The organism is Variovorax multivorans (genome assembly GCF_051216835.1).
In the GTDB taxonomy this organism is placed as follows: Bacteria; Pseudomonadota; Gammaproteobacteria; order Burkholderiales; family Burkholderiaceae_C; genus Variovorax.
In genome coordinates, this window is record NZ_JBPJZL010000002.1 from 467,260 (window position 1) to 488,230 (window position 20,971).

The following is a 20,971-nucleotide window of genomic DNA, read 5'->3' on the forward strand; positions in this document are numbered from 1 at the left end:
GTTTTTGCAAATTGCCTTTCAGCACGTAACCTGAATTACGAAAGCTCGCAGCGAATTACTCCGCTGCGCGTGCCGGCACCAGAATTTCGCGCTGGCCGCTGCCGCTCATGGCGCTGACTAGGCCGGCCTTCTCCATGTCCTCGACAAGGCGCGCGGCGCGGTTGTAGCCGATCTTCAGGTGGCGCTGCACCAGCGAGATGCTGGCCTTGCGGTTCTTGAGCACGACCTCGACCGCCTGGTCGTACATCGGGTCTTTCTCGCTGTCGCTGCCGCCCAGCAGATCGCCTTCACCGTCGCCATCGACCGTACCGCCTTCGAGCACACCCTCGATGTAGTCGGGCTCGCCCTGGCTCTTGAGGTAGGCCACCACGCGGTGCACTTCCTCGTCGCTGACAAAGGCGCCGTGCACGCGAATCGGCAGGCCCGTGCCGCTGGGCATGTAGAGCATGTCGCCCATGCCGAGCAGCGCTTCGGCGCCCATCTGGTCGAGGATGGTGCGGCTGTCGATCTTGCTCGACACCTGGAACGCGATGCGGGTCGGGATGTTGGCCTTGATGAGGCCGGTGATCACATCGACGCTGGGACGCTGCGTGGCCAGAATGAGGTGGATACCGGCGGCGCGCGCCTTCTGCGCGAGACGGGCGATCAGCTCTTCGATCTTCTTGCCGACCACCATCATCAGGTCGGCCAGTTCGTCGATCACGACGACGATGTGCGGCTCTCGCTTGAGCGGCTCCGGATCGTCGGGCGTGAGGCTGAAGGGGTTGTAGATGAACTCCTCACGCGCCTTGGCTTCGTCGATCTTGGTGTTGTAGCCGGCCAGGTTGCGCACGCCGAGCTTGCTCATGAGCTTGTAGCGGCGCTCCATCTCGGCCACGCACCAATTGAGGCCGTGGGCGGCCTGGCGCATGTCGGTGACCACCGGCGCCAGCAGGTGCGGGATGCCTTCGTAGACAGACATTTCGAGCATCTTCGGGTCGATCATGAGCAGGCGAACGTCGCGTGCCTCGGCCTTGTAGAGCAGCGAAAGAATCATTGCGTTGATACCGACCGACTTGCCCGAACCGGTGGTACCGGCCACCAGCACGTGCGGCATCTTCGCGAGGTCGGCCACCACGGGGTTGCCGATGATGTCCTTGCCAAGGCCCATGGTGAGCATCGACTTGCCTTCGTTGTAGATCTGCGAGCCCAGGATTTCACTGAGCTTGATCGACTGGCGCTTGGCGTTCGGCAGTTCGAGCGCCATGTAGTTCTTGCCCGGAATGGTTTCGACCACACGGATCGACACCAGCGAAAGCGAACGCGCCAGGTCCTTGGCCAGGCCAAGAATCTGCGAGCCCTTGACGCCGGTGGCGGGCTCGATTTCGTAACGCGTGATGACGGGGCCCGGCGAAGCGAGCACCACGCGCACCTCGACGCCGAAGTCCTTCAGCTTCTTCTCGATCATGCGCGAGGTCATCTCGAGCGTGTCGGCCGACACCGTTTCCTGACGCGTCTGCGCAGCGTCGAGCAGGTCGACCTGGGGCAGCTTGCTGTCGGGCAGTTCCTTGAAGAGCGGCTTCTGGCGTTCCTTGACGACGCGATCGCTCCTGGGCACTTCGGTCATCGCGGGCTCGATCTGCACCGGCGGCGAAGGGGGGCGGCGCTTCGGGCGTGGCTCGACGCGGATTTCTTCTTCGTCGTCGGCGAAAGCGCCGGACGAAGGCGCCAGCGAGGGCTCAGAGCGGCCCTGATCGCCGCCGCGCGTGAACGCCGGTTCGTCAGCCTCGGCACGCTCGCGGGCGGCCTGCTTGCCCATGGCGATGTCGGCGGCCAGTTCACGCTTCTCGCGGCGCGACTCGAACAACGAGTATGCGCGCGCGCCAATGCGCTCGGCAATCAGGCTCCACGAGAAGCGAAACACCAGCGCCGAGCCGATCACGCCGCCGGCGATGGCCACCAGCGCCGAACCCGTGAAGCCCATCCAGCGCACGCTGGCCGGCCCCACGAGGTAACCCAGTGCGCCGCCACCAGAGCCCGGCAGATGGGCTTCGAGCCGGTACAGGCGCGACCATTCGAGCACGGTGCTCGCGCACAGCAGCAGGATGAGACCGAACCAGAAGGCGAGACGGCTGCGATTGAAGCGACCGCGCGGCACAGGTTGTTCGCCGGACGACGGCTCGCCACCACGCAGCCAGTTGGCCAGCGACGACAGCCAGGCGCGCAGCCCGGCGAACAGGCACCACCAGACGGAATAGCCTGCAACGTAGTAGCTGCCATCGGCCAGCCAGGCGCCGATGCGGCCGCCCCAATTCTTGATTTCGCCCCCGGTGCCTGAAGTCGACCAGGCGGCGTCGGAAGGCGTGAAGCTCAGCATCGCGAGCAGCCAGAACAACAGCGCGGCAAATCCTGCGATCAGCGTGATTTCGTGGGCGAAGCGCATCGCGCGCATGCGCACGGGTTGCCCCTCGGCAGCAGAAGAAGATTGAAGCGTATTGAGCGAATAGGTCATGAAAAACACGGCACCCGGCCCGGGAAATCGAGGGCCGGAGGCACGAACACTACAACAAAAGGCCGGGACCGCCGGCAACGGCGGGCCCGGCCCCGGAGGCTCAAGCCAGTGACAGGAGCCGTTCCTTGACGATCATCGATCCGTCATCCATGGTCTGCACGAAGCCGCGCTCTTCGAGATCCTTCATCACGCGGCTCACCATTTCGCGTGAGGCACCGACCATCTTGGCCAGGTCCTGGCGGGAGATCTTGTCACGCACCTTGAGATTGCCAGCACCGTCGTCGATTGCGAATTCGAGCAGCGAGCGGGCCACGCGTCCGTAGACGTCCATCAGCGCCAGCGACTCGATCTTGCGGTCGGCATGGCGCAGGCGCTGCACCAGGCCGCGCATGATGTTGTAGGCCATCGAGGAGTTCTCGGGCAGGCAACGCGCGAAGGCGTCGCGGCCCAGCATGAGCACGTCGCACTGGATTTCGGTGCGCACGGTGGCCGAGTGCGGCTCGTCGTCGATCAGGCTCATCTCGCCCAGGTAGTCGCCGGGATGCAGCGTGGCAAGAATGACCTCGCGCCCACGGCTGTCGGCGCTGGTGACGCGTGCGCGCCCGGTCAGGATGATGTAGAGCGCATCGGACTTCTTGCCCTGCTCCACGACGACTTCTGCGCGCTTGAAGCGCTTCTTGATGATCGCGTCCGCGATGCTGGCGGACTGCGTGGCCGTCAGCGACGCGAACAAAGGAACGCGCCGAAGCAATTCGAGGTTGGACAGCATCGACATTTATCAATCCCTGAGACAGCGCACGGAGCGTTCCAGAAGGCAAGCCAATGGATTACTACAATCGCGCGCATTGAAAACACCGTTCACCCGGTGTTGAACCGGGCAGTGATACTCCATATATATCGCTACCACCCTGAAAATGTACACGCTGACGCAGCGCATATCCTAGGTTTTCTACCCATGTCCGCTTCCCAACACGCCAAGGTTTTGATTCTCGGCTCCGGTCCGGCCGGCTATACCGCAGCCGTCTACGCAGCCCGCGCAAACCTTCAGCCCCTGCTCATCACTGGCATCGCCCAGGGCGGGCAATTGATGACCACGACCGAGGTCGATAACTGGCCGGCCGACGTTCATGGCGTGCAGGGCCCCGACCTGATGCAGCGCTTTCTGGAGCACGCCGAACGCTTCAAGACGCAGATCGTGTTCGACCACATCAACAAGGTCGACCTGAGCAAGCGCCCCTTCACTCTCACCGGCGACAGCGGCACCTACACCTGCGACTCGTTGATCATCGCCACGGGTGCTTCCGCGAAGTATCTGGGCCTCGATTCCGAACAGAAGTTCATGGGCCGCGGCGTCTCCGCATGCGCGACCTGCGACGGCTTCTTCTACCGCGAGCAGGAGGTCTGCGTGATCGGCGGCGGCAACACGGCCGTCGAAGAGGCACTCTATCTCGCCAACATCGCAAACAAGGTGACGCTGGTCCATCGCCGGGACAAGTTCCGCGCCGAACCCATCCTGATCGACAAGGTCAAGGAGAAGGTCGCCGAAGGCAAGATCGTGTTGAAGCTGCACAACGAACTCGATCAGGTGCTGGGCGACGACTCGGGCGTGACGGGCATCCGGATCAAGAACACGCAAACCGGCGCCACCGAGCAGATCGACCTCAAGGGCTGCTTCATCGCCATCGGGCATCACCCCAACACCGACATCTTCCAGGGCCAACTGGAGATGAAGGACAACTACATCCTGACCCGCTCGGGCCTGCAGGGTTTTGCCACGATGACCAGCATTCCGGGCGTCTTTGCCGCCGGCGACGTGCAGGACAACGTGTACCGCCAAGCCATCACGAGCGCGGGCACCGGCTGCATGGCGGCACTCGACGCCCAACGCTTCCTGGAGCAGGACGGCGCCCTGTAGCCAGTGCGGGGCCCAAAAGGGCTATAATCCGAGGCTTTGCCGAAACTGGGCTCTTTCACGAGCTTCGGCAAAGTCGGGGTACCGCCACCCGTTTCTGGCGAGGTCAAGCTGCAAAACACCCTGCAATCGCCCTGATTGCGCCGGTGCCAGCTGTTCAAGAAAGAGTGTCCTCATGGCACGCGTATGCGACGTAACGGGCAAAGGCCCGATGGTCGGAAACAACGTTTCCCACGCCAACAACAAAACCAAGCGCCGGTTCCTGCCGAACCTGCAATACCGCCGTTTCTGGGTCGAGACTGAAAACCGCTGGGTTCGCCTGCGTGTTTCGAGCGCTGCACTGCGCCTGATCGACAAGAACGGCATCGACGCCGTGCTCGCAGACCTGCGTGCACGCGGCCAAGCTTAAGGAGCTGAAACATGGCAACGAGCAAAGGCGGACGCGAAAAGATCAAGCTGGAATCCACCGCGGGTACCGGCCACTTCTACACGACCAGCAAGAACAAGAAGACGATGCCTGAAAAGATGTCGATCATGAAGTTCGACCCGAAGGCGCGCAAGCACGTCGAATACAAGGAAATCAAGCTGAAGTAATTCGGCTCCCCGGTTTTCTCAATAAAAACCCGCTGCTAACCCAGCGGGTTTTTTGTTGCCCGTCGATTTGCAATGCAAGGATGGCGGGCACAAAAAAGCCGACCCTGAGGTCGGCTTTTCATTGAGCGCGGAACCGTTAAGCGCGAGCAGCGCGCAGGCGGGTCGAGAAGTCGCGCAGACCGGCAATGCCGCTGGCTTCTGCCCGATGGCACCAAGCCGCCAGATCGGCCGCCAACTGCTCGCGCGATTGCGAGGTGTTCAGCCAGAGCTGGCGCAGCTCTTCGCGCATCGTGACCATCTTGTCGAGCACCGGGTGGGCGGCGCGGGCCTGCACGACATGCGAGCGGGCCGAAGCAGGCACCTTGTCGTCGTCGCGGTGCAGCCAGCGCTTGGCTGCCTTGAGCACCGACAGGTCGGCACCCTTGGTCTTCAACGCATCCAGCTCCTGGCTGGTGGCACGGCGCATTTCGCGCGCATAACCGGCCATGACTTCGTAGCGGTTGGCGATGACGGCCTCGAGCGTCTTCTCGTTGGCCACAGGCTGGATGTCGCCCATCAGCATCTTCGGTGGCACCTTCTTGACCTTGGCCCAGCCGAGCTTCTGGAACGCCTGGATGTAGATCCAGCCGATGTCAAACTCGTACTTCTTGACCGAGAACTTGGCCGAAGTCGGGTAAGTGTGGTGGTTGTTGTGCAGCTCTTCGCCACCGATGATCAGGCCCCAGGGCATGATGTTGCGGCTGGCGTCGGGCGCCTCGAAGTTGCGATAGCCCCAGTAGTGACCAATGCCGTTGATAACGCCGGCAGCGGTGATGGGAATCCAGAGCATCTGCACAGCCCACACGGCCATGCCGAGCGTGCCGAACAGCGCCAGGTTGATCACCAGCATCAGGCCCACGCCTTGCCAGCTGTAGCGCGAATACAGGTTGCGCTCGATCCAGTCATCGGGCGTGCCGTGACCGTAGCGCTCCATCGTTTCCTTGTTCTTCGACTCGGCGCGATACAGCTCGGCGCCGCGCCAGAGCACTTCGTCGATGCCCTTGACCTGCGGGCTGTGCGGGTCGTCCTGGGTTTCGCACTTGGCGTGGTGCTTGCGGTGAATGGCGACCCATTCCTTCGTCACCATGCCGGTGCCGAGCCACAGCCAGAAGCGGAAGAAATGCGACGGGATCGGGCCCAGATCCATGGCCCGGTGTGTTTGCGTGCGGTGCAGGAAGATCGTGACCGCGGCAATCGTGATGTGCGTGGTGACGAGCGTGTACAGCACGACTTGCCACCATGCGATGTCCCACAGGCCGTGTCCGAGCCATTGGATGGCCGCGTTCAAAACGGCGGAGTCAGGAAGCAACATTGAGTCAGGTACTCCATGGCCACACGAAGGTGCAGCCTTCAGATAACCCGCGATTTTAAAGCGGCAGGCCTAAAACAAAGCCTTTAAACCTTCAAGAAAAGCGCAGATTAACCCTAGTTTGGAGTCCCGCCCCTATTTGCGGTTCCACACCGCGGCAAAGAAACCGTCGGTCGAATGGCGGTGCGGCCACAGCCGCAGGTAGCGCTTTGCGCCCTCCCCGCCGGCGCAAAGCGCCTCGAAACCTTCGATTTTCAGGCCCTGCAGCAATTCCGCCACATCCACGGGCATGAAATCGGGATTGGCGGCGCTGAAAGCCTCCGCAATCGCCTCGTTTTCCTCCGGCAGCACGCTGCAAGTGGCGTAAACCAGACGACCGCCCGATTTCACGAGCCGCGCCGCGCTTTGCAGGATGGCGGTCTGCTTGACCGTCAATTCCTCGACCGATTTGAGCGACTGGCGCCATTTCAGGTCGGGATTGCGCCGCAGCGTGCCCAACCCCGAACAGGGCGCGTCGACCAGCACGCGGTCGATCTTGCCCGCCAGCCGCTTGATGCGGTCGTCGCGCTCATGGGCGATGGCGGCCGGATGAACGTTCGAGAGCTTGCTGCGCGCCAGCCGCGGCTTGAGCGCGTCGAGCCGGTGTGCCGACGTGTCGAAGGCATACAACCGCCCGGTGTTGCGCATCGTCGCGCCAATGGCCAGCGTCTTGCCGCCCGCGCCGGCACAGAAATCGACCACCATCTCGCCGCGCTTGGCATCCAACAGCAGCGCCAGCAGCTGCGAGCCCTCGTCCTGCACCTCGATGGCGCCACGGACAAAGGCATCCAGCTTGGTCAGCGCCGGCTTACCGTCGATGCGCAAGCCCCAGGGCGAGAATGGTGTTGCTTCCGATTTAATAGCAGCCTTGGCAAGCTCAGCCTTCACTTCGGCGCGCTTGTCGGTCAGCGCGTTGACGCGCAGGTCGAGCGGAGCGGGCTGCTGCAGGGCTTCGACCAGCGGCCAGAAACCATCGCCCAGTTGCGCCTTCAGCGGGGCCACCAGCCACTCGGGCAGGTTGTGGCGATGGCGCTCCAGCAAGTCGTCCGGTTTCACGGCGTCGCAGTTGTCGAGCCAGCGCTTCTCGGTGTCGTTGAGTGCGCTCTTCAAAAAGTCGCGCGGGCCGTGAAAGCCCAGGATCGCCATGCGGCGCTCCTTCGAGCCACTGCCCGAGGGCGAGAGGTGGTCGAACAACAGCTTCTTGCGAAGCACGGCGTAGACGGTTTCTGCAAGCGTCGCGCGCTCGCGCGGACCGAACTCGCGGTGGTCGCGGAAGAACCGCGAAACGACCTGGTCGGCCGGGTGATCGAATTTCAGGACAAGGCCGACCAGATCGGCGGTGGCCTCCAACAGGGCTTTGGGGTGCATCCCCCGATTGTCTCAGCCGCCGCCCTGTCCGCCCCGAAGGGCTATGCGCCGCGCGTCCAGACCGCCCCGAAGGCTTCCCGTTCGATGTCTTCCAGCTTGGGCGAATGGCCGGCCCACAGCACCAGCGCAGCCCCCGGCAGGGTAAGGGTCTGCTCCAGCTGGCGGCACAGGTTCCAGCGGTCTTCGTCGTCGAGCCCCGGCAGTTCGACGAACACGATGTAGGCACGGCGCCACGGGAATTCGCGCAAGTTCTTGCGCACCAGCCAGGCCCGCGAGGCGGACAGGCAACGCACGAGGTCAGCCCGCAGTTCGCCCAGCTCGTAGTCGTTGAGGTCGTGCCGCGAGATCTGGCTGAAGAATGGTGTGCCGGTAATCTCTTCCCAGGCGCGCTCCTCGGCCTCTTCCGCTTCCTTGAGACGGCCGCGCCACAGCTTCAGCGCCTCTTCATCGTGCGGGCCCGCGTCGGGGTCTTCGAGCGAGGCCACGGCGCTCCTGGCCGCCCACCACCGGCTGGCCGCGCCAGAACCATGCAAGCGCTCGAGCACGGCAAGACGCGCCTCGCGATCGCTGGCGGGCAGCATCTGGGCCAGCCCCCGCAGCGCGCCGGGATGCTCCGGTGCGATCTGCAGGGCGCTCTCGTAACGCAAGCGCACAGGAGCCGCCGGATCGAGCCGCCGCTCGGAGTCGGCCCACTCAACCATCTCGTCCGGCGTGTTGCGCTCGCCGCGCGCAGCCAGCACCGCGATGCGCTCTCGGATGCGTGCCCGATGCGCATGGTGCTGCTTCCAGTCGGCAGCATGAGCGCGGCGCCACTGGCTGTCGAAATACTCGATCCACTTCTTGCGGTCAGCCAGCAGTTCGAATGCCGGATGCATCGACCACTCGGGCATGACCGCTCTCTGGCCGAGCGCCTCCAGACGGTCCCGCAAGACCGGGTGAGTGTCCTCCAGATCGCTCACACGGCGCATTGCCTCTCGCAGCGCCTGGCGTGCGAAGTCGTCGCCAGGCGGTGTGCGCACGCGCTTGCGCAGGGCCGCGAACGGACCCGGCGGCTGCGGTTCATGCTCGGCGCGGGCCCAGTGCCAGGGCCAGAATTCGTTGGCGTACCAGTTGCCCTTGATCGCGATTTCGGTCAATGCGGCCGCCGCCACGGAAGCGCCCAGCAGCCTGCCCGAGATGCGGTCGGCTTCGTACTCGTCCTGGCGAGCCAGCGCGAAAGTCTTGGCTGCGAAGCGCGGGAAGTACCAGCGGAAGAAGGCCTGCGAGAACAGCGCCATCACGCCCTCGTTGCGCTGCAGGTTGGCGTCGAGCTTGAGCCACGACAGCCGGGTACGGTAGATCCACGCGCTCAGCTTGCCGTGGTTGCCACGCAGATGGCCGTACTCGTGCGCCAGCACCGACAGCAGCCGCCGCCGGTCGAGCATCATCAGAAGCGGCAGGCCAATGCTCAGCGAGTTGACCGCGCCGCCGAACAGCCCGAAGCGCGGCACCTGCCGGATGCTGGCGTTGAATTCGTCGTCTAGGTAGACGTGGTGGACCGGCGGCCCCTTGATCTTGCTGCGAATGCGGTCCAGCGCCTCGAAGAGTGCCGGCGCGTCTTCCCGATGGAGCTCGATGCCCTCAGGCTCATCGAAGCGCACCCAGAGCGCGCGCAGCGTGGCCCACAGCAGGCCCGTGGCGAACAGCAGCAGCCAGCCCCGCGTGAAGTTGAATCGCACCTCTCCGATCGAGGAAAGCACCCAGACGATGAGGCCTACCGAGAGCCCGAGGCAGCTCAGCACCCACAGGTAGCCGAGCGCGGCAAAGGCCGCGACGCTGCGTCGATAGCGCGCACTGTCGTCCGCACTGGCATGCTCGCTCAGTCGAACCAGGTGAACAAAATCAGCGCGATCCATCCGACTCCCGTCAAATCAAGCCCCGACAGTTTTTGAAGAAAGAAGCCCCGTTGAACGACGAAGACCTCCCACCCCTGATCGAAACGCCCCTTGGCCGCTACCGCCACTACAAGGGCGGCGAATACGAAGTGCTCGGCACCGTGCGGCACAGCGAGACGCTGGAGCCGATGACGCTGTACCGTGCCCTGTATGGCGCCCACGGCCTCTGGGTCCGGCCAGCCGCCATGTTCGGCGAAACCGTCGAGATTGACGGCGCGCTCCGGCGAAGATTCATTCCGATCTAGTCAGTCGGGCTGCGCACGCCCGTCCTGACTCAAAAGGTTGCTACATTTTTAGTAGCAACCCGCATTCCTTCAACCGCAGCGGACGTCCGTCACGCGGTTGCGGGCGTCGACATCGAGATTGAGCCGGCCGCCGTTGAGTTCCATCGTGGCCGCATCGCCAGGCTTCAGCACGCGCACGACTCCGGCGCCCGAGCGCACGCGGGCAGCAGCTTCGAGCTGGGGCGTCAGCGGCTGGCCTACGGCAAAGCGGGCGCCATCTGCGTTGCATTGGTAGACCGGTTCAGGCGGCGGCGCAGGTGCCGGGGCGGGCGCGGGCGCCGGAGCAGCACAGCCCGCCATCAGGGCAGCGCCGGCAACGGCCAACAGCAACGATTTGGTTTTCACTTTCTGGACTCCCGAAAACCCGCGAATATAAACAACTTTAAGGTTTGTGACTCGATGTATCTGACAACCATCCGGCGATGGCACGCGGATACAACAGATGCTCCTGCGCCAGGACCCGCCCGGCCAGGGTGGCCGCGGTGTCATCGGGCAGCACCGGCACGACGGCCTGCGCCAGGATCGGCCCGTGGTCGAGTTCGGTGGTCACCTGGTGGACCGTCACACCCGCCACCTTGCAGCCCGCCTCGATGGCGCGCTGATGCGTGTGGAGCCCCGGAAACGCCGGCAGCAGCGAGGGATGGATGTTCACCAACCGACCGGCATAGCGGCCGACGAAGCCCGGCGTCAGGATGCGCATGAACCCCGCCAGCACCACCAGCGCCGGCGCGTAGCCGTCGACTACCTTCGCCAGCGCCTCGTCGAAGGCCTCGCGGGAAGCGAAGTCCTTGTGCGGGACCACCGCGGTGTCGATGCCGTGGGCCTTGGCAATCGCCAGCCCGCCGGCCTCGGCCTTGTTGCTCACTACCGCTGCAATGCGCGCGCCGAAACGCTCGGCCCAGCGGTCGCGCCCGGCGGCGCGCACGATGGCCGCCATGTTGGAGCCGCCGCCGGAGATCAGGATCACGATGTTCTTCATGGGAGGCGGGATTATCCGTGGCGCGTGTCTTGTCGCCGCGCGGACACCAGATCACAGCACGACCGTGCTAAAACTCGCAGTTCCGGAGACACACCGCGTCTGCGGTGAACCGATCAACACAGCGAGGCACGCATGGATTTGAGCTTCACACCCGAAGAACAGAAGTTCCGCGAAGAGGTTCGCGCCTGGGTCAAAGAAAACCTCCCCAAGGAGATTTCGCACAAGGTGCACAACGCGCTCGAACTGACGCGCGACGATCTGCAAGGCTGGGCCAAGATCCTCGGCAAGAAGGGCTGGCTGGGCTACGGCTGGCCCACCGAGTTCGGCGGCCCGGGTTGGACCGCCGTGCAGCGCCACCTGTTCGAAGAAGAAACCGCCCTCGCCGGCGCACCGCGCATTGTCCCGTTCGGCCCCGTGATGGTCGCGCCGGTGATCATGGCCTTCGGCAATGCCGAGCAGCAGAAGCGCTTCCTCCCCGGCATCGCCAGCGGCGAAGTCTGGTGGAGCCAGGGCTACAGCGAACCCGGTTCGGGCTCCGACCTCGCCTCGGTCAAGACCAAGGCCGAGCGCAAAGGCGACAAGTACATCGTCAACGGCCAGAAGACCTGGACCACGCTCGGCCAGTACGGCGACTGGATGTTCAACCTCGTGCGCACCAGCAACGAAGGCAAGCCCCAGACCGGTATCAGCTTCCTGCTGCTCGACATGAAGTCGCCCGGCGTCACCGTGCGCCCGATCAAGCTGCTCGACGGCGGCCATGAAGTGAACGAAGTGTTCTTCGACAACGTCGAAGTGCCCGCCGAGAACCTGATCGGCGAAGAGAACAAGGGCTGGACCTACGCCAAGCACCTGCTCTCGCACGAACGCACCAACATCGCCGACGTGAACCGCGCCAAGCGCGAGCTCGAGCGCCTCAAGCGCATCGCCAGGAGCGAAGGCGTCTACGAAGACCAGCGCTTCCGCGACGAGATCGCCAAGCTCGAAGTCGACATCGTCGCGCTCGAGATGATGGTGCTGCGCGTGCTGTCGGCAGCCACCTCGGGCAAGAACTCGCTCGACGTGGCCGGCCTGCTCAAGATCCGCGGCAGCGAGATCCAGCAGCGCTACAGCGAACTGATGATGCTGGCCGGCGGCCCGTACTCGCTGCCGCTGATCCGCGAGGCGATGGAGGCCGGCTGGCAAGGCAATTTCCCGGGCGGCAACCCGGCGCTCGCGCCGCTGACGTCGACCTTCTTCAACATGCGCAAGACCACCATCTACGGTGGCTCGAACGAAGTGCAACGCAACATCGTCGCGCAGACGGTTCTGGGCTGAGGAGACACGCACATGGATTTCAATTTTTCCGACGACCAGGAACAACTGCGCGACGCCGTTCGCAAGTGGGTCGACAAGGGCTATGACTTCGAGCGCCGCCGCGGCATCGAGGCCAAGGGCGGTTTCTCGCGCGAGGCCTGGGACGAACTGGCCGAGCTCGGCCTGGGCGGCCTGTACATCAGCGAAGACGACGGCGGCCTGGGCATGGGCCCGGTGGCCGGCATGGTCGTGATGGAAGAGCTGGGCCGCGGCATCGTGCTGGAGCCCTTCGCGCAGACGCTGATCGCCGGCGCGGTGCTCAGCGGCTATGCCGCTGCCGACACCAAGGACAGCTGGCTGCCGCGCATCGCGGGCGGCCAGGCCATCGTGGTGCTGGCGTACCAGGAGCGCAAGGCACGCTACCGCCTCGACGTGTGCGACGCCCACGCAGCAAAGGCCGGCACCGGCTGGTCGTTGAACGGCGCCAAGAGCGTGGTGCCCGTCGGCGACGAAGCCGACGCTTATCTCGTGCCCGCCAAGGTCGACGGCAAGATCGCCCTCTTCCTGGTCGAGCGCAGCGCCAGCGGCGTCGAAGCCCGCGGCTACGGCACGCAGGACGGCGCACGTGCAGCCGAAGTGGTGTTCGACAAGGCCGACGCCACGCTGGTAACGCTCGACGGCCTGGCCGCGCTCGAGTACGCCGTGGACGTCGGCATTGCCGCCACCTGCGCCGAAGCGGTCGGCGTGATGGACAAGACCGTGGCCGTCACCATCGACTACATGAACCAGCGCAAGCAGTTCGGCGTGACCATCTCCACCTTTCAGGCGCTGCGCCACCGCGTCGCCGACATGAAGATGCAGCTCGAACTCGCGCGCTCGATGAGCTACTACGCGACGCTCAAGCTCAACGCCCCGGCCGACGAGCGCCGCCAGGCGCTGGCCCGCGCCAAGTACCAGTTGGGTACGTCGATGCGCTACGTCGCCGCCAACTCGGTGCAGCTGCACGGCGGCATCGGGGTGACCGACGAATACATCGGCAGCCACTACTTCCGCAAGCTCACGCAGATGGAAATGACCTTCGGCGACACGCTGCACCATCTGGGTGAAGTGTCGGCTCGCATGCAGGACACGGCTGGCGTCTTCGCCTGACGGACTTTTTCCCCTAGCATCCAACGCCCGCCCGCCTTCGCGCCGGCGGGCGTTTTCACTTGGAACCCAAAACTCCAGGAACCCAGGAACGAAACATGCAATCCCGCCGCACCCTTCTTCTTGCCATGGCCGTCACAGGGACAGCCGCCACCGTCATGCTGACCGCCTGCGCCACCTCCCCAACGCCTTCGTACACAGAGCGCCCGCCCATCGTGTTCATGCACGGCAACGGCGACTCGGCCGCGCTCTGGCAAACGACGATCTGGCGCTTCGAGTCGAACGGCTGGCCGCGCGACCGGCTCTTCACGGTCGACCAACCCAATCCGGTCGCGCGCGACGACGACGCCGTGGCCCAGCCCGGGCGCAGCTCGACCGGCGAGTCGGCGGTATTCCTCAAGGCCGAAGTCGACAAGGTGCTGAAGGCAACGGGCGCCAGCAAGGTCGTGCTGATCGGCAACTCGCGGGGCGGCAACACCATCCGCAACTACGTGCAGAACGGCGGTGGCGCGGCAGTGGTGAGCCATGTGGTGCTGGGCGGCAATCCAGCGCACGGCATCTGGGCGGTGAAGGGCTTCCGCGAGAACAACGAGTTCTCGGGGCTGTCGGGCTTCATGCAGCAACTCAATGCGCCGAAGGGACCGAATGGCGAGGAAGTCACGCCGGGCGTTAAATGGATGACCCTGCGCTCCGACAACAACGACAAGTACGCACAGCCTGACGGCGTGTGGATCGGCGCGCCCGGCAAGCCGACCAACATCGGCTTCGACGGGCCAGCGCTCAAGGGTGCGACCAACATCGTGCTGCCGCGCGTCGACCACCGCGAGACTTCGTTCTCGCCCGCCGCGTTCGCTGCGACGTGGCAATTTTTGACGGGTCAGGCGCCGCGCAGCACGGATGTCGCGGCGGAGGCGGATGTGGTGCTCAACGGCCGTGCAATCGGCGCGGAAAACCTTTCGCTGAACGGTGCGAAGGTGACCGTATACGCCGTCGACCCAGCTACTGGCGCGCGACTCGGCGAAGCCGTCTTCACCAAGTCAGTCGGCGCCGATGGTCGCTGGGGCCCTTTCAAGGCGCGCGGCGACGCAGCCTACGAGTTCGTCCTGGCCACTCCCAGCTACGGCACCACGCACATCTACCGCAGCCCGTTCCCGCGCAGCAGCAGCGTCGTGAACCTGCGGCCGGAGCGCGTCATACCCGCCGACAACGGGGCCAGCGCCGTCGTCGTGTTCACGCGCCCGCGTGGCTACTTCGATGCGCAGCGCGACACCATGCGCTTCGACGGCAAGAGCCCGCCCGCCGGCGTGCCGCCGAAGGGGTCGGGCGTGTCGACATCGCGGCTGCGCATCGAGGGCGGCGGCGCGCCGCGCGCTGTGAGCGGTGAGTTCAACGGCGAGCGCATCACGGGCCTGACCTGGCCGGCCACGAGCGAACACACGACCGTGCTCGAGCTGACCTATTGAGGCACAGGCGGCCATGACCGACACAGGCACCCCCTTCGTCCTGCAGGCACGCGACGAGCGCGACGTGGTCACGCTGACGCTGAACCGGCCGGCCTCGTTCAACGCGCTCTCCGAAGGCATGCTGGGCGCGCTCGAACAGGCGCTCGGCGAGATCGCGGCCGACGAAACCGTGCGCGCCGTCGTCATCGCTGCGGCGGGCAAGGCCTTCTGCGCCGGCCACGACCTGAAGGAAATGCGCGCGGAACCTTCGCTTGGCTACTACCAGCAGCTGTTCGAACGCTGCGGCGCGATGATGCTGTCGATCCAGAAGCTCCCCGTGCCAGTGATTGCGCGCGTGCACGGCATCGCGACGGCGGCGGGCTGCCAGCTGGTCGCGGTCTGCGATCTGGCTGTGGCCTCGAGCGAGGCGCGCTTTGCGGTCAGCGGCGTGAACGTGGGGCTGTTCTGCGCCACGCCGAGCGTCACGCTCTCGCGCAATCTCGGCCGCAAGGAAGCCTTCGAGATGCTGGTGACGGGGGAATTCATCAACGCGCAGGAAGCGCGCGAAAAGGGGCTGGTCAACCGGGTGGCACCGCCCGGAGAACTCGACGCTGCGGTCGAGGCGCTGGTGGCCAGCATCGTCGCCAAGCCCCGCCAGGCGCTTGCACTGGGCAAGGCCCTGTTCTACCGCCAGCTCGAAACCGGCATCGAGGCCGCGCTGGCCGACGCCAGCCAGACCATGGCCTGCAACATGATGGACGAGAGCGCACTCGAAGGCGTTCAGGCCTTCATCGAGAAGCGCCCGCCCGACTGGAAGCGCTGAAGCTAAGTGTCGTGCAGCCGCGAGCTTTGCGGCAGATGCGCCATCAGGAATTCCATCTGGTCGGCCAGGATGCGCCTGTTTCGCAGAATGAAATCTTCCCAGAGGCTGGGCACGTAGGGCGCATACAGCAGCGGCATGTTCGCCTGCTCCGGCGTACGGCTGCTCTTGCGGTGGTTGCACGGCTTGCAGGCCGTGACCACGTTCATCCAGGTGTCGATGCCCTTCTGGGCGAATGGAATGATGTGCTCGCGCGTGAGCTCGTCTTCGTGGAAATGCCCGCCGCAGTACGCGCAGATGTTGCGGTCGCGCGAGAAAAGCTTGCTGTTGGTGAGCCCGGGCCGCTGCGCGAAGGGGTTGATGCGCGGCACGCCCTTGGTGCCGATGATGCTGTTGATCGCAATCTGCGACTGCTCGCCCGTGATCGCATTGTGGCCGCCACGGAACACCGCCACCTGCGCGCCCACTTCCCAGCGAACTTCGTCCGCCGCGTAGTGGATCACCGCCTGTTCCAGCGAAATCCATGACTGGGGCAGCCCTTGGGCCGACAGCTTCAAGACCTTCACACACGCCTCCTCGAAAAGTGAGAGAACACGGAAAGACCAGGGACACGGAGCACATTGGAGGCCACGCCAATCAACGCACTACGTCACAATATACCGGCTTTGTGACAAATCGGCCTGATTCGCCCATTTGACGGGCGAAAGGCGCTATCAAAAAGATACTCACCGATGCAGGTTTTTCGCGGCTTCCGGCACCCGGGCGTAGCTCCTGCCTGCGCCCTCACCATTGGCAATTTCGACGGCGTGCACCGCGGCCACCAGGCCATGCTCGCGCTCTTGCAGACCGAGGCCCGCCAGCGCGGGCTGCCGAGTTGCGTGCTCACCTTCGAGCCCCACCCGCGCGACTATTTCGCCGCAATCACGAAGAAGCCCGACCTGGCGCCGGCGCGCATCGGCACGCTGCGAGACAAGCTCAGCGAGCTGGCTGCCTGCGGCGTGGCGCAGACCATCGTGCTGCCATTCGACGGCCGGCTGGCCTCCCGGTCACCCGAGGAATTCATCCAGAACGTGCTGATCGACGGCCTGGGCGCGCGCTACGTGCTGGTGGGCGACGACTTCCGCTTCGGCGCCAAGCGGGCCGGCGACTACGCCATGCTCGACGCGGCCGGCGATGCCCGTGGCTTCGACGTGGCGCGCATGAACAGCTACGAAGTGCACGGCCTGCGGGTTTCGAGTTCCGCCGTGCGCGAGGCGCTGGCCGAAGGCCGCATGGCCGACGCCCAGACACTGCTCGGGCGGCCGTACACCATCTCCGGCCATGTGGTCCATGGCCGCAAGCTGGGCCGGGCGCTGGGCGCTTCGGCGCCAGGCAAGGACGACGGCTTCCGCACCCTCAACCTGCGCTTCAAGCACTGGAAGCCGGCCGCCAACGGCATCTTCGCAGTGCTGGTGCACGGCCTGGCTGACCAGCCGCTGCCGGGCGTGGCGAACCTCGGCGTGCGCCCCTCGCTGGACGCCAACGACGTCAACGCCGGACGCGTTTTGCTGGAGACCCATTGCCTCGAGTGGCCCTCCCATCTGGGCGCCGAAGGGGCCTACGGTAAAATCGTCCGCGTGGAACTTCTGCACAAACTGCACGACGAATTGCGCTACACCAGCCTCGAGGCCCTTACTGCGGGCATCGCGAAGGATGGCCGCGACGCGCGCGCATTCTTTGCATCGACCCACGCCGAAACCCACCGCCAGACCACGCGCGACCGAATTTAGCCCTGCACGCACCGTGCTGCCGCCCTTCGACAAGCTCAGGGCGAACGGCTTTACCTTCCGCACCGACACGCTTCATGCAGTTCGGGCTGAGCCTGTCGAAGCCCCCTGTTTCGCACCCCAACATGTCTGACGCTGCTTCCCCCAAAGATTACCGTTCCACGCTGAACCTGCCCGACACCCCCTTCCCGATGCGCGGCGACCTGCCCAAGCGCGAACCGGGCTGGGTGAAGGAATGGAACGACGAAGGCCGCTACCACCGCCTGCGTGACGCCCGCCACGGCGCGCCCAAGTTCATCCTGCACGACGGCCCGCCGTACGCCAACGGCCAGATCCACATGGGCCACGCGGTGAACAAGATCCTGAAGGACATGATCACCAAGGCGCGCCAGCTCGAAGGCTACGACGCGCTCTACGTGCCCGGCTGGGACTGCCACGGCCTGCCGATCGAGAACGCCATCGAAAAGCAGTACGGACGCAACCTGAGCCGCGACGAGATGCAGGCCAAGAGTCGCGCCTTCGCCACCGAGCAGATCGCCCAGCAGATGGTCGACTTCCAGCGCCTGGGCGTGCTGGGCGAGTGGGACCATCCCTACAAGACGATGGACTTCGCCAACGAAGCCGGCGAGCTGCGCGCGTTCAAGCGCGTGATCGAGCGCGGTTTTGTCTACCGCGGCCTGAAGCCGGTGTACTGGTGCTTCGATTGCGGCTCCTCGCTGGCCGAGTTCGAAATCGAATACGCCGACAAGAAGAGCCAGACCGTCGACGTGGCCTTCAAGGCACATGAGCGCGAGAAGGTGCTCAAGGCCTTCGGCACCGACCACACGATCCTCGGCGACATCTTCGCCGTGATCTGGACCACCACCGCGTGGACCATCCCGGCCAACCAGGCGATCAACCTCAACCCCGACCTCGAGTACTCGCTGGTCGATACCGAGCGCGGCCTGCTGATCCTGGCCAACTCGCTGGTCGAGATGTGCATGACGCGCTATGCGCTCGACGGCAAGGTGCTGGCCACGGTCAAGGGCGAGAAGCTCGGCGGGCTCGAATTCGAGCACCCGCTGTACGACGCCGACGCGGGCTACAAGCGCCTGTCGCCCGTGTACCTGGCCGACTACGCCACCGCCACCGACGGCACGGGCCTGGTCCATTCCTCGCCCGCCTACGGCCTGGACGACTTCAACTCCTGCATCGCCCACGGCGTGGCATACGACGACATCCTGAACCCGGTGCAGGGCAACGGCAGCTACGCGGCCGACTTCCCGCTGTTCGGCGGCCAGAACATCTGGAAGGCCGTGCCGGAAATCATCGCCGCGCTGCGCGATGCCAACCGCCTGCTGACCACCGAGACCATCACGCACAGCTACCCGCACTGCTGGCGCCACAAGACGCCGGTGATCTACCGCGCCGCGGCGCAGTGGTTCATCCGCATGGACGAAGGCGAAGGCGTGTTCACCAAGGACAAGGCGCCCAAGACGCTGCGCCAGACAGCACTCGACGCCATCGAGCAGACCAGCTTCTATCCGGAGAACGGCAAGGCGCGCCTGCACGACATGATCGCCGGGCGGCCCGACTGGTGCATCAGCCGCCAGCGCAGCTGGGGCGTGCCGATCCCGTTCTTCCTGCACAAGGATTCGGGCGAGCTGCATCCGCGCACGATGGAAATCATCGACCAGGCTGCAGACATCGTCGAAAAGGGCGGTATCGAAGCCTGGAGCCGCGCCACGGTCGAGGAAATCCTCGGCGCCGAAGACGCGCCGCACTACACGAAGAGCACCGACATCCTCGAGGTGTGGTTCGACTCGGGCTCGACCTTCTCTCACGTGCTGCGCGGCACGCACCCCACCGTGCACCACGACACGGGGCCGGAAGCCGACCTGTACCTCGAAGGCCACGACCAGCATCGCGGGTGGTTCCACTCGTCGTTGCTGATCGCCTGCGCGCTGGAAGACCGCGCGCCGTACCGGGGCCTGCTGACGCACGGCTTCACGGTCGATGCCAAGGGCATCAAGATGAGCAAGTCGCTCAAGAACGGCATCGATCCACAGGAAATCAGCAACAAGCTGGGTTCGGAAATCATCCGCCTGTGGGTGGCCGCGAGCGACTACTCAGGCGACATCGCGGGCGACGACAAGATCCTGGCGCGCGTGGTCGATGCATACCGCCGCATCCGCAACACGCTGCGCTTCCTGCTCGCGAACACGAGCGACTTCGACGCAACCAAAGATGCGGTGCCGCTCGACCAGCTGTTCGAGATCGACCGCTATGCGCTGTCGCGCGCTGCGCAGTTCCAGGCCGAGGTCCTCGCGCACTACAAGGTGTACGAGTTCCACCCGGTGGTGGCCAAGCTGCAGATCTACTGCTCGGAAGACCTGGGCGGCTTCTACCTCGACATCCTGAAGGACCGGCTCTACACGACGGCCCCGGGCTCGCTGGCTCGCCGCAGTGCGCAAACGGCGCTGTGGCACATCTCGCAAGCCATGCTGCGCTGGATGGCACCGTTCCTGAGCTTCACGGCCGAGGAAGCCTGGAAGTTCGTGAGCACCGGCAAGCCGGGCGAATCGATCTTCGCGCAGACCTACAGCCAGTTCGCCGCGCCCGACGAAGCCCTGCTGGCCAAGTGGAGCCGCATCCGCGAGATCCGCGACGCGGTGAACAAGGACATCGAAGCGGTGCGCGCCGAAGGCAAGGTCGGCTCGTCGCTGCAGGCCAATCTGCAGCTGACGGCGCCTGCCGACGACTTCGCGCTGCTGGGCTCGCTGGGCGACGACCTGAAGTTCGTCTTCATCACCTCGGCCATTGCACTGGCCGCCGGTGAAGCGCTGTCGACGGTGGTAACGCCAAGCGCCGCGCAGAAGTGCGAGCGCTGCTGGCACTACCGCGACGACGTGGGCCACGATGCGGCACACCCGACGATCTGCGGGCGCTGCACGAGCAACCTGTTCGGCGCCGGCGAATCGCGGAGCGTTGCCTGATGGCCGCCACCCGCTCCATGTCTTCTGCATCGCGTTCGCGCGGCGGCAGCATCTGGCCGTGGCTCGGGCTGGCGGTGATCATCGTGATCATCGACCAGTTCACCAAGACGCTGATCCTGGGCTACTACAAGCTCGGCGACGCGACCTACGTGACGAGCTTCTTCAACGTCGTGCGTGCGCACAACACGGGAGCGGCTTTTTCATTCCTCGCGGATCACTCGGGGTGGCAGCGCTGGCTGTTCACGATCATCGGCGTGGCGGCCGCGGTGTTCATCGTGTGGATGCTGAAGTCGCACGCAGGGCAGAAGCTGTTCTCGTTCGCCATGGCCTGCATCCTGGGCGGGGCCATCGGGAACGTGGTCGACCGGATGATGCACGGCTATGTCGTCGACTTTCTGAGCTTTCATGCGGGAAACTGGTACTTCCCGGCTTTCAATGCTGCGGACAGTGCGATCACGCTCGGGGCTATCTGCTTGATCCTGGATGAGATCCGACGGGTTCGCCGGGGCAAGTAAGTTTTCTCAGGGGCCCGATGGGCCCCTTCTTCTTTGGGGCGGTCCATCTTCGCAAAGCCCCGAGG

The 20,971-nt window shown here is 65.0% G+C and carries 19 protein-coding genes; 11 read left to right on the forward strand and 8 right to left on the reverse strand.

Features of this window, described 5'->3' with window-relative positions:
• Positions 1-55: 55 nt before the first annotated feature.
• On the reverse strand, positions 56-2,491 hold the full coding sequence (locus ACSFCA_RS05770) for a DNA translocase FtsK (protein WP_435458913.1): 2,436 nt from the start codon (positions 2,489-2,491) through the stop codon (positions 56-58).
• A gap of 100 nt (positions 2,492-2,591) precedes the next feature.
• Entirely contained in the window at positions 2,592-3,266 is a 675-nt protein-coding gene (locus ACSFCA_RS05775) for a Crp/Fnr family transcriptional regulator (protein ID WP_093048975.1), read from the reverse strand.
• Between the two features lie 180 nt (positions 3,267-3,446).
• Here ACSFCA_RS05775 and trxB point away from each other — a divergent pair, with 180 nt between their 5' ends.
• The 3 genes from trxB to rpmG all read left to right on the forward strand — a co-directional run bounded on the left by trxB (position 3,447) and on the right by rpmG (position 4,997).
• A complete protein-coding gene (trxB, locus tag ACSFCA_RS05780) occupies positions 3,447-4,406 on the forward strand; it encodes a thioredoxin-disulfide reductase (RefSeq protein WP_258350843.1) in 960 nt (319 codons plus the stop codon).
• 172 nt (positions 4,407-4,578) lie between these two features.
• The gene (gene rpmB, locus ACSFCA_RS05785) at positions 4,579-4,812 is read left to right on the forward strand and encodes a 50S ribosomal protein L28 (protein WP_007830293.1); all 234 of its coding nucleotides are present in this window, start codon (positions 4,579-4,581) and stop codon (positions 4,810-4,812) included.
• Positions 4,813-4,823: 11 nt separating this feature from the next.
• Positions 4,824-4,997, forward strand: coding sequence for a 50S ribosomal protein L33 (gene rpmG, locus ACSFCA_RS05790; RefSeq protein WP_007830291.1), 174 nt, complete (start codon positions 4,824-4,826; stop codon positions 4,995-4,997).
• Positions 4,998-5,133: 136 nt separating this feature from the next.
• Here rpmG and ACSFCA_RS05795 read toward each other — a convergent pair whose 3' ends face one another.
• The 3 genes from ACSFCA_RS05795 to ACSFCA_RS05805 form a co-directional block, all read right to left on the reverse strand.
• Positions 5,134-6,348, reverse strand: a complete 1,215-nt coding sequence (locus ACSFCA_RS05795) for a DesA family fatty acid desaturase (RefSeq protein ID WP_258350844.1) — start codon at positions 6,346-6,348, stop codon at positions 5,134-5,136.
• A gap of 132 nt (positions 6,349-6,480) precedes the next feature.
• The gene (locus ACSFCA_RS05800) at positions 6,481-7,752 is read right to left on the reverse strand and encodes an RsmB/NOP family class I SAM-dependent RNA methyltransferase (RefSeq protein WP_435458914.1); all 1,272 of its coding nucleotides are present in this window, start codon (positions 7,750-7,752) and stop codon (positions 6,481-6,483) included.
• A gap of 41 nt (positions 7,753-7,793) precedes the next feature.
• On the reverse strand, positions 7,794-9,647 hold the full coding sequence (locus ACSFCA_RS05805) for a M48 family metallopeptidase (RefSeq protein WP_435458915.1): 1,854 nt from the start codon (positions 9,645-9,647) through the stop codon (positions 7,794-7,796).
• A 50-nt stretch (positions 9,648-9,697) separates the two neighbouring features.
• Between ACSFCA_RS05805 and ACSFCA_RS05810 the strand changes: the two genes are divergently transcribed.
• Positions 9,698-9,931 (forward strand): DUF1653 domain-containing protein, encoded by a 234-nt coding sequence (locus tag ACSFCA_RS05810; protein ID WP_258350847.1) that lies wholly within the window; start codon positions 9,698-9,700, stop codon positions 9,929-9,931.
• Between the two features lie 69 nt (positions 9,932-10,000).
• Here the strand turns inward: ACSFCA_RS05810 and ACSFCA_RS05815 are convergent, their stop codons facing one another.
• Both ACSFCA_RS05815 and purN read right to left on the reverse strand, forming a co-directional pair.
• Positions 10,001-10,315 carry an I78 family peptidase inhibitor gene (locus ACSFCA_RS05815; protein WP_435458916.1) on the reverse strand — a complete coding sequence of 105 codons (315 nt, stop codon included), beginning with the start codon at positions 10,313-10,315 and terminating at the stop codon, positions 10,001-10,003.
• Between the two features lie 37 nt (positions 10,316-10,352).
• The gene (purN, locus tag ACSFCA_RS05820; RefSeq protein WP_435458917.1) at positions 10,353-10,949 is read right to left on the reverse strand and encodes a phosphoribosylglycinamide formyltransferase; all 597 of its coding nucleotides are present in this window, start codon (positions 10,947-10,949) and stop codon (positions 10,353-10,355) included.
• A gap of 132 nt (positions 10,950-11,081) precedes the next feature.
• Between purN and ACSFCA_RS05825 the strand changes: the two genes are divergently transcribed.
• The 4 genes from ACSFCA_RS05825 (at position 11,082) to ACSFCA_RS05840 (ending at position 15,653) form a co-directional block, all read left to right on the forward strand.
• Complete coding sequence (locus ACSFCA_RS05825) at positions 11,082-12,263, forward strand: acyl-CoA dehydrogenase family protein (RefSeq protein ID WP_435458918.1); 1,182 nt, start codon at positions 11,082-11,084, stop codon at positions 12,261-12,263.
• 12 nt (positions 12,264-12,275) lie between these two features.
• Positions 12,276-13,391 carry an acyl-CoA dehydrogenase family protein gene (locus ACSFCA_RS05830; protein WP_258350851.1) on the forward strand — a complete coding sequence of 372 codons (1,116 nt, stop codon included), beginning with the start codon at positions 12,276-12,278 and terminating at the stop codon, positions 13,389-13,391.
• 95 nt (positions 13,392-13,486) lie between these two features.
• Entirely contained in the window at positions 13,487-14,851 is a 1,365-nt protein-coding gene (locus tag ACSFCA_RS05835) for an alpha/beta fold hydrolase (protein ID WP_435458919.1), read from the forward strand.
• Between the two features lie 13 nt (positions 14,852-14,864).
• Positions 14,865-15,653: an enoyl-CoA hydratase gene (locus ACSFCA_RS05840; protein ID WP_435458920.1), complete on the forward strand. Its 789-nt coding sequence runs from the start codon at positions 14,865-14,867 to the stop codon at positions 15,651-15,653.
• Positions 15,654-15,655: 2 nt separating this feature from the next.
• On the opposite strand, the gene ACSFCA_RS05845 is transcribed toward ACSFCA_RS05840, so the two are convergent.
• On the reverse strand, positions 15,656-16,216 hold the full coding sequence (locus ACSFCA_RS05845; protein ID WP_093048940.1) for an HNH endonuclease: 561 nt from the start codon (positions 16,214-16,216) through the stop codon (positions 15,656-15,658).
• Between the two features lie 165 nt (positions 16,217-16,381).
• Here ACSFCA_RS05845 and ACSFCA_RS05850 point away from each other — a divergent pair, with 165 nt between their 5' ends.
• The 3 genes from ACSFCA_RS05850 to lspA all read left to right on the forward strand — a co-directional run bounded on the left by ACSFCA_RS05850 (position 16,382) and on the right by lspA (position 20,906).
• A complete protein-coding gene (locus ACSFCA_RS05850; RefSeq protein ID WP_435458921.1) occupies positions 16,382-17,419 on the forward strand; it encodes a bifunctional riboflavin kinase/FAD synthetase in 1,038 nt (345 codons plus the stop codon).
• A 122-nt stretch (positions 17,420-17,541) separates the two neighbouring features.
• Entirely contained in the window at positions 17,542-20,391 is a 2,850-nt protein-coding gene (ileS, locus tag ACSFCA_RS05855) for an isoleucine--tRNA ligase (RefSeq protein WP_435458922.1), read from the forward strand.
• Positions 20,391-20,906, forward strand: coding sequence for a signal peptidase II (gene lspA, locus ACSFCA_RS05860; RefSeq protein ID WP_093048934.1), 516 nt, complete (start codon positions 20,391-20,393; stop codon positions 20,904-20,906). Before ileS ends, lspA begins: the two co-directional genes overlap by 1 nt.
• Positions 20,907-20,971: the final 65 nt, after the last annotated feature.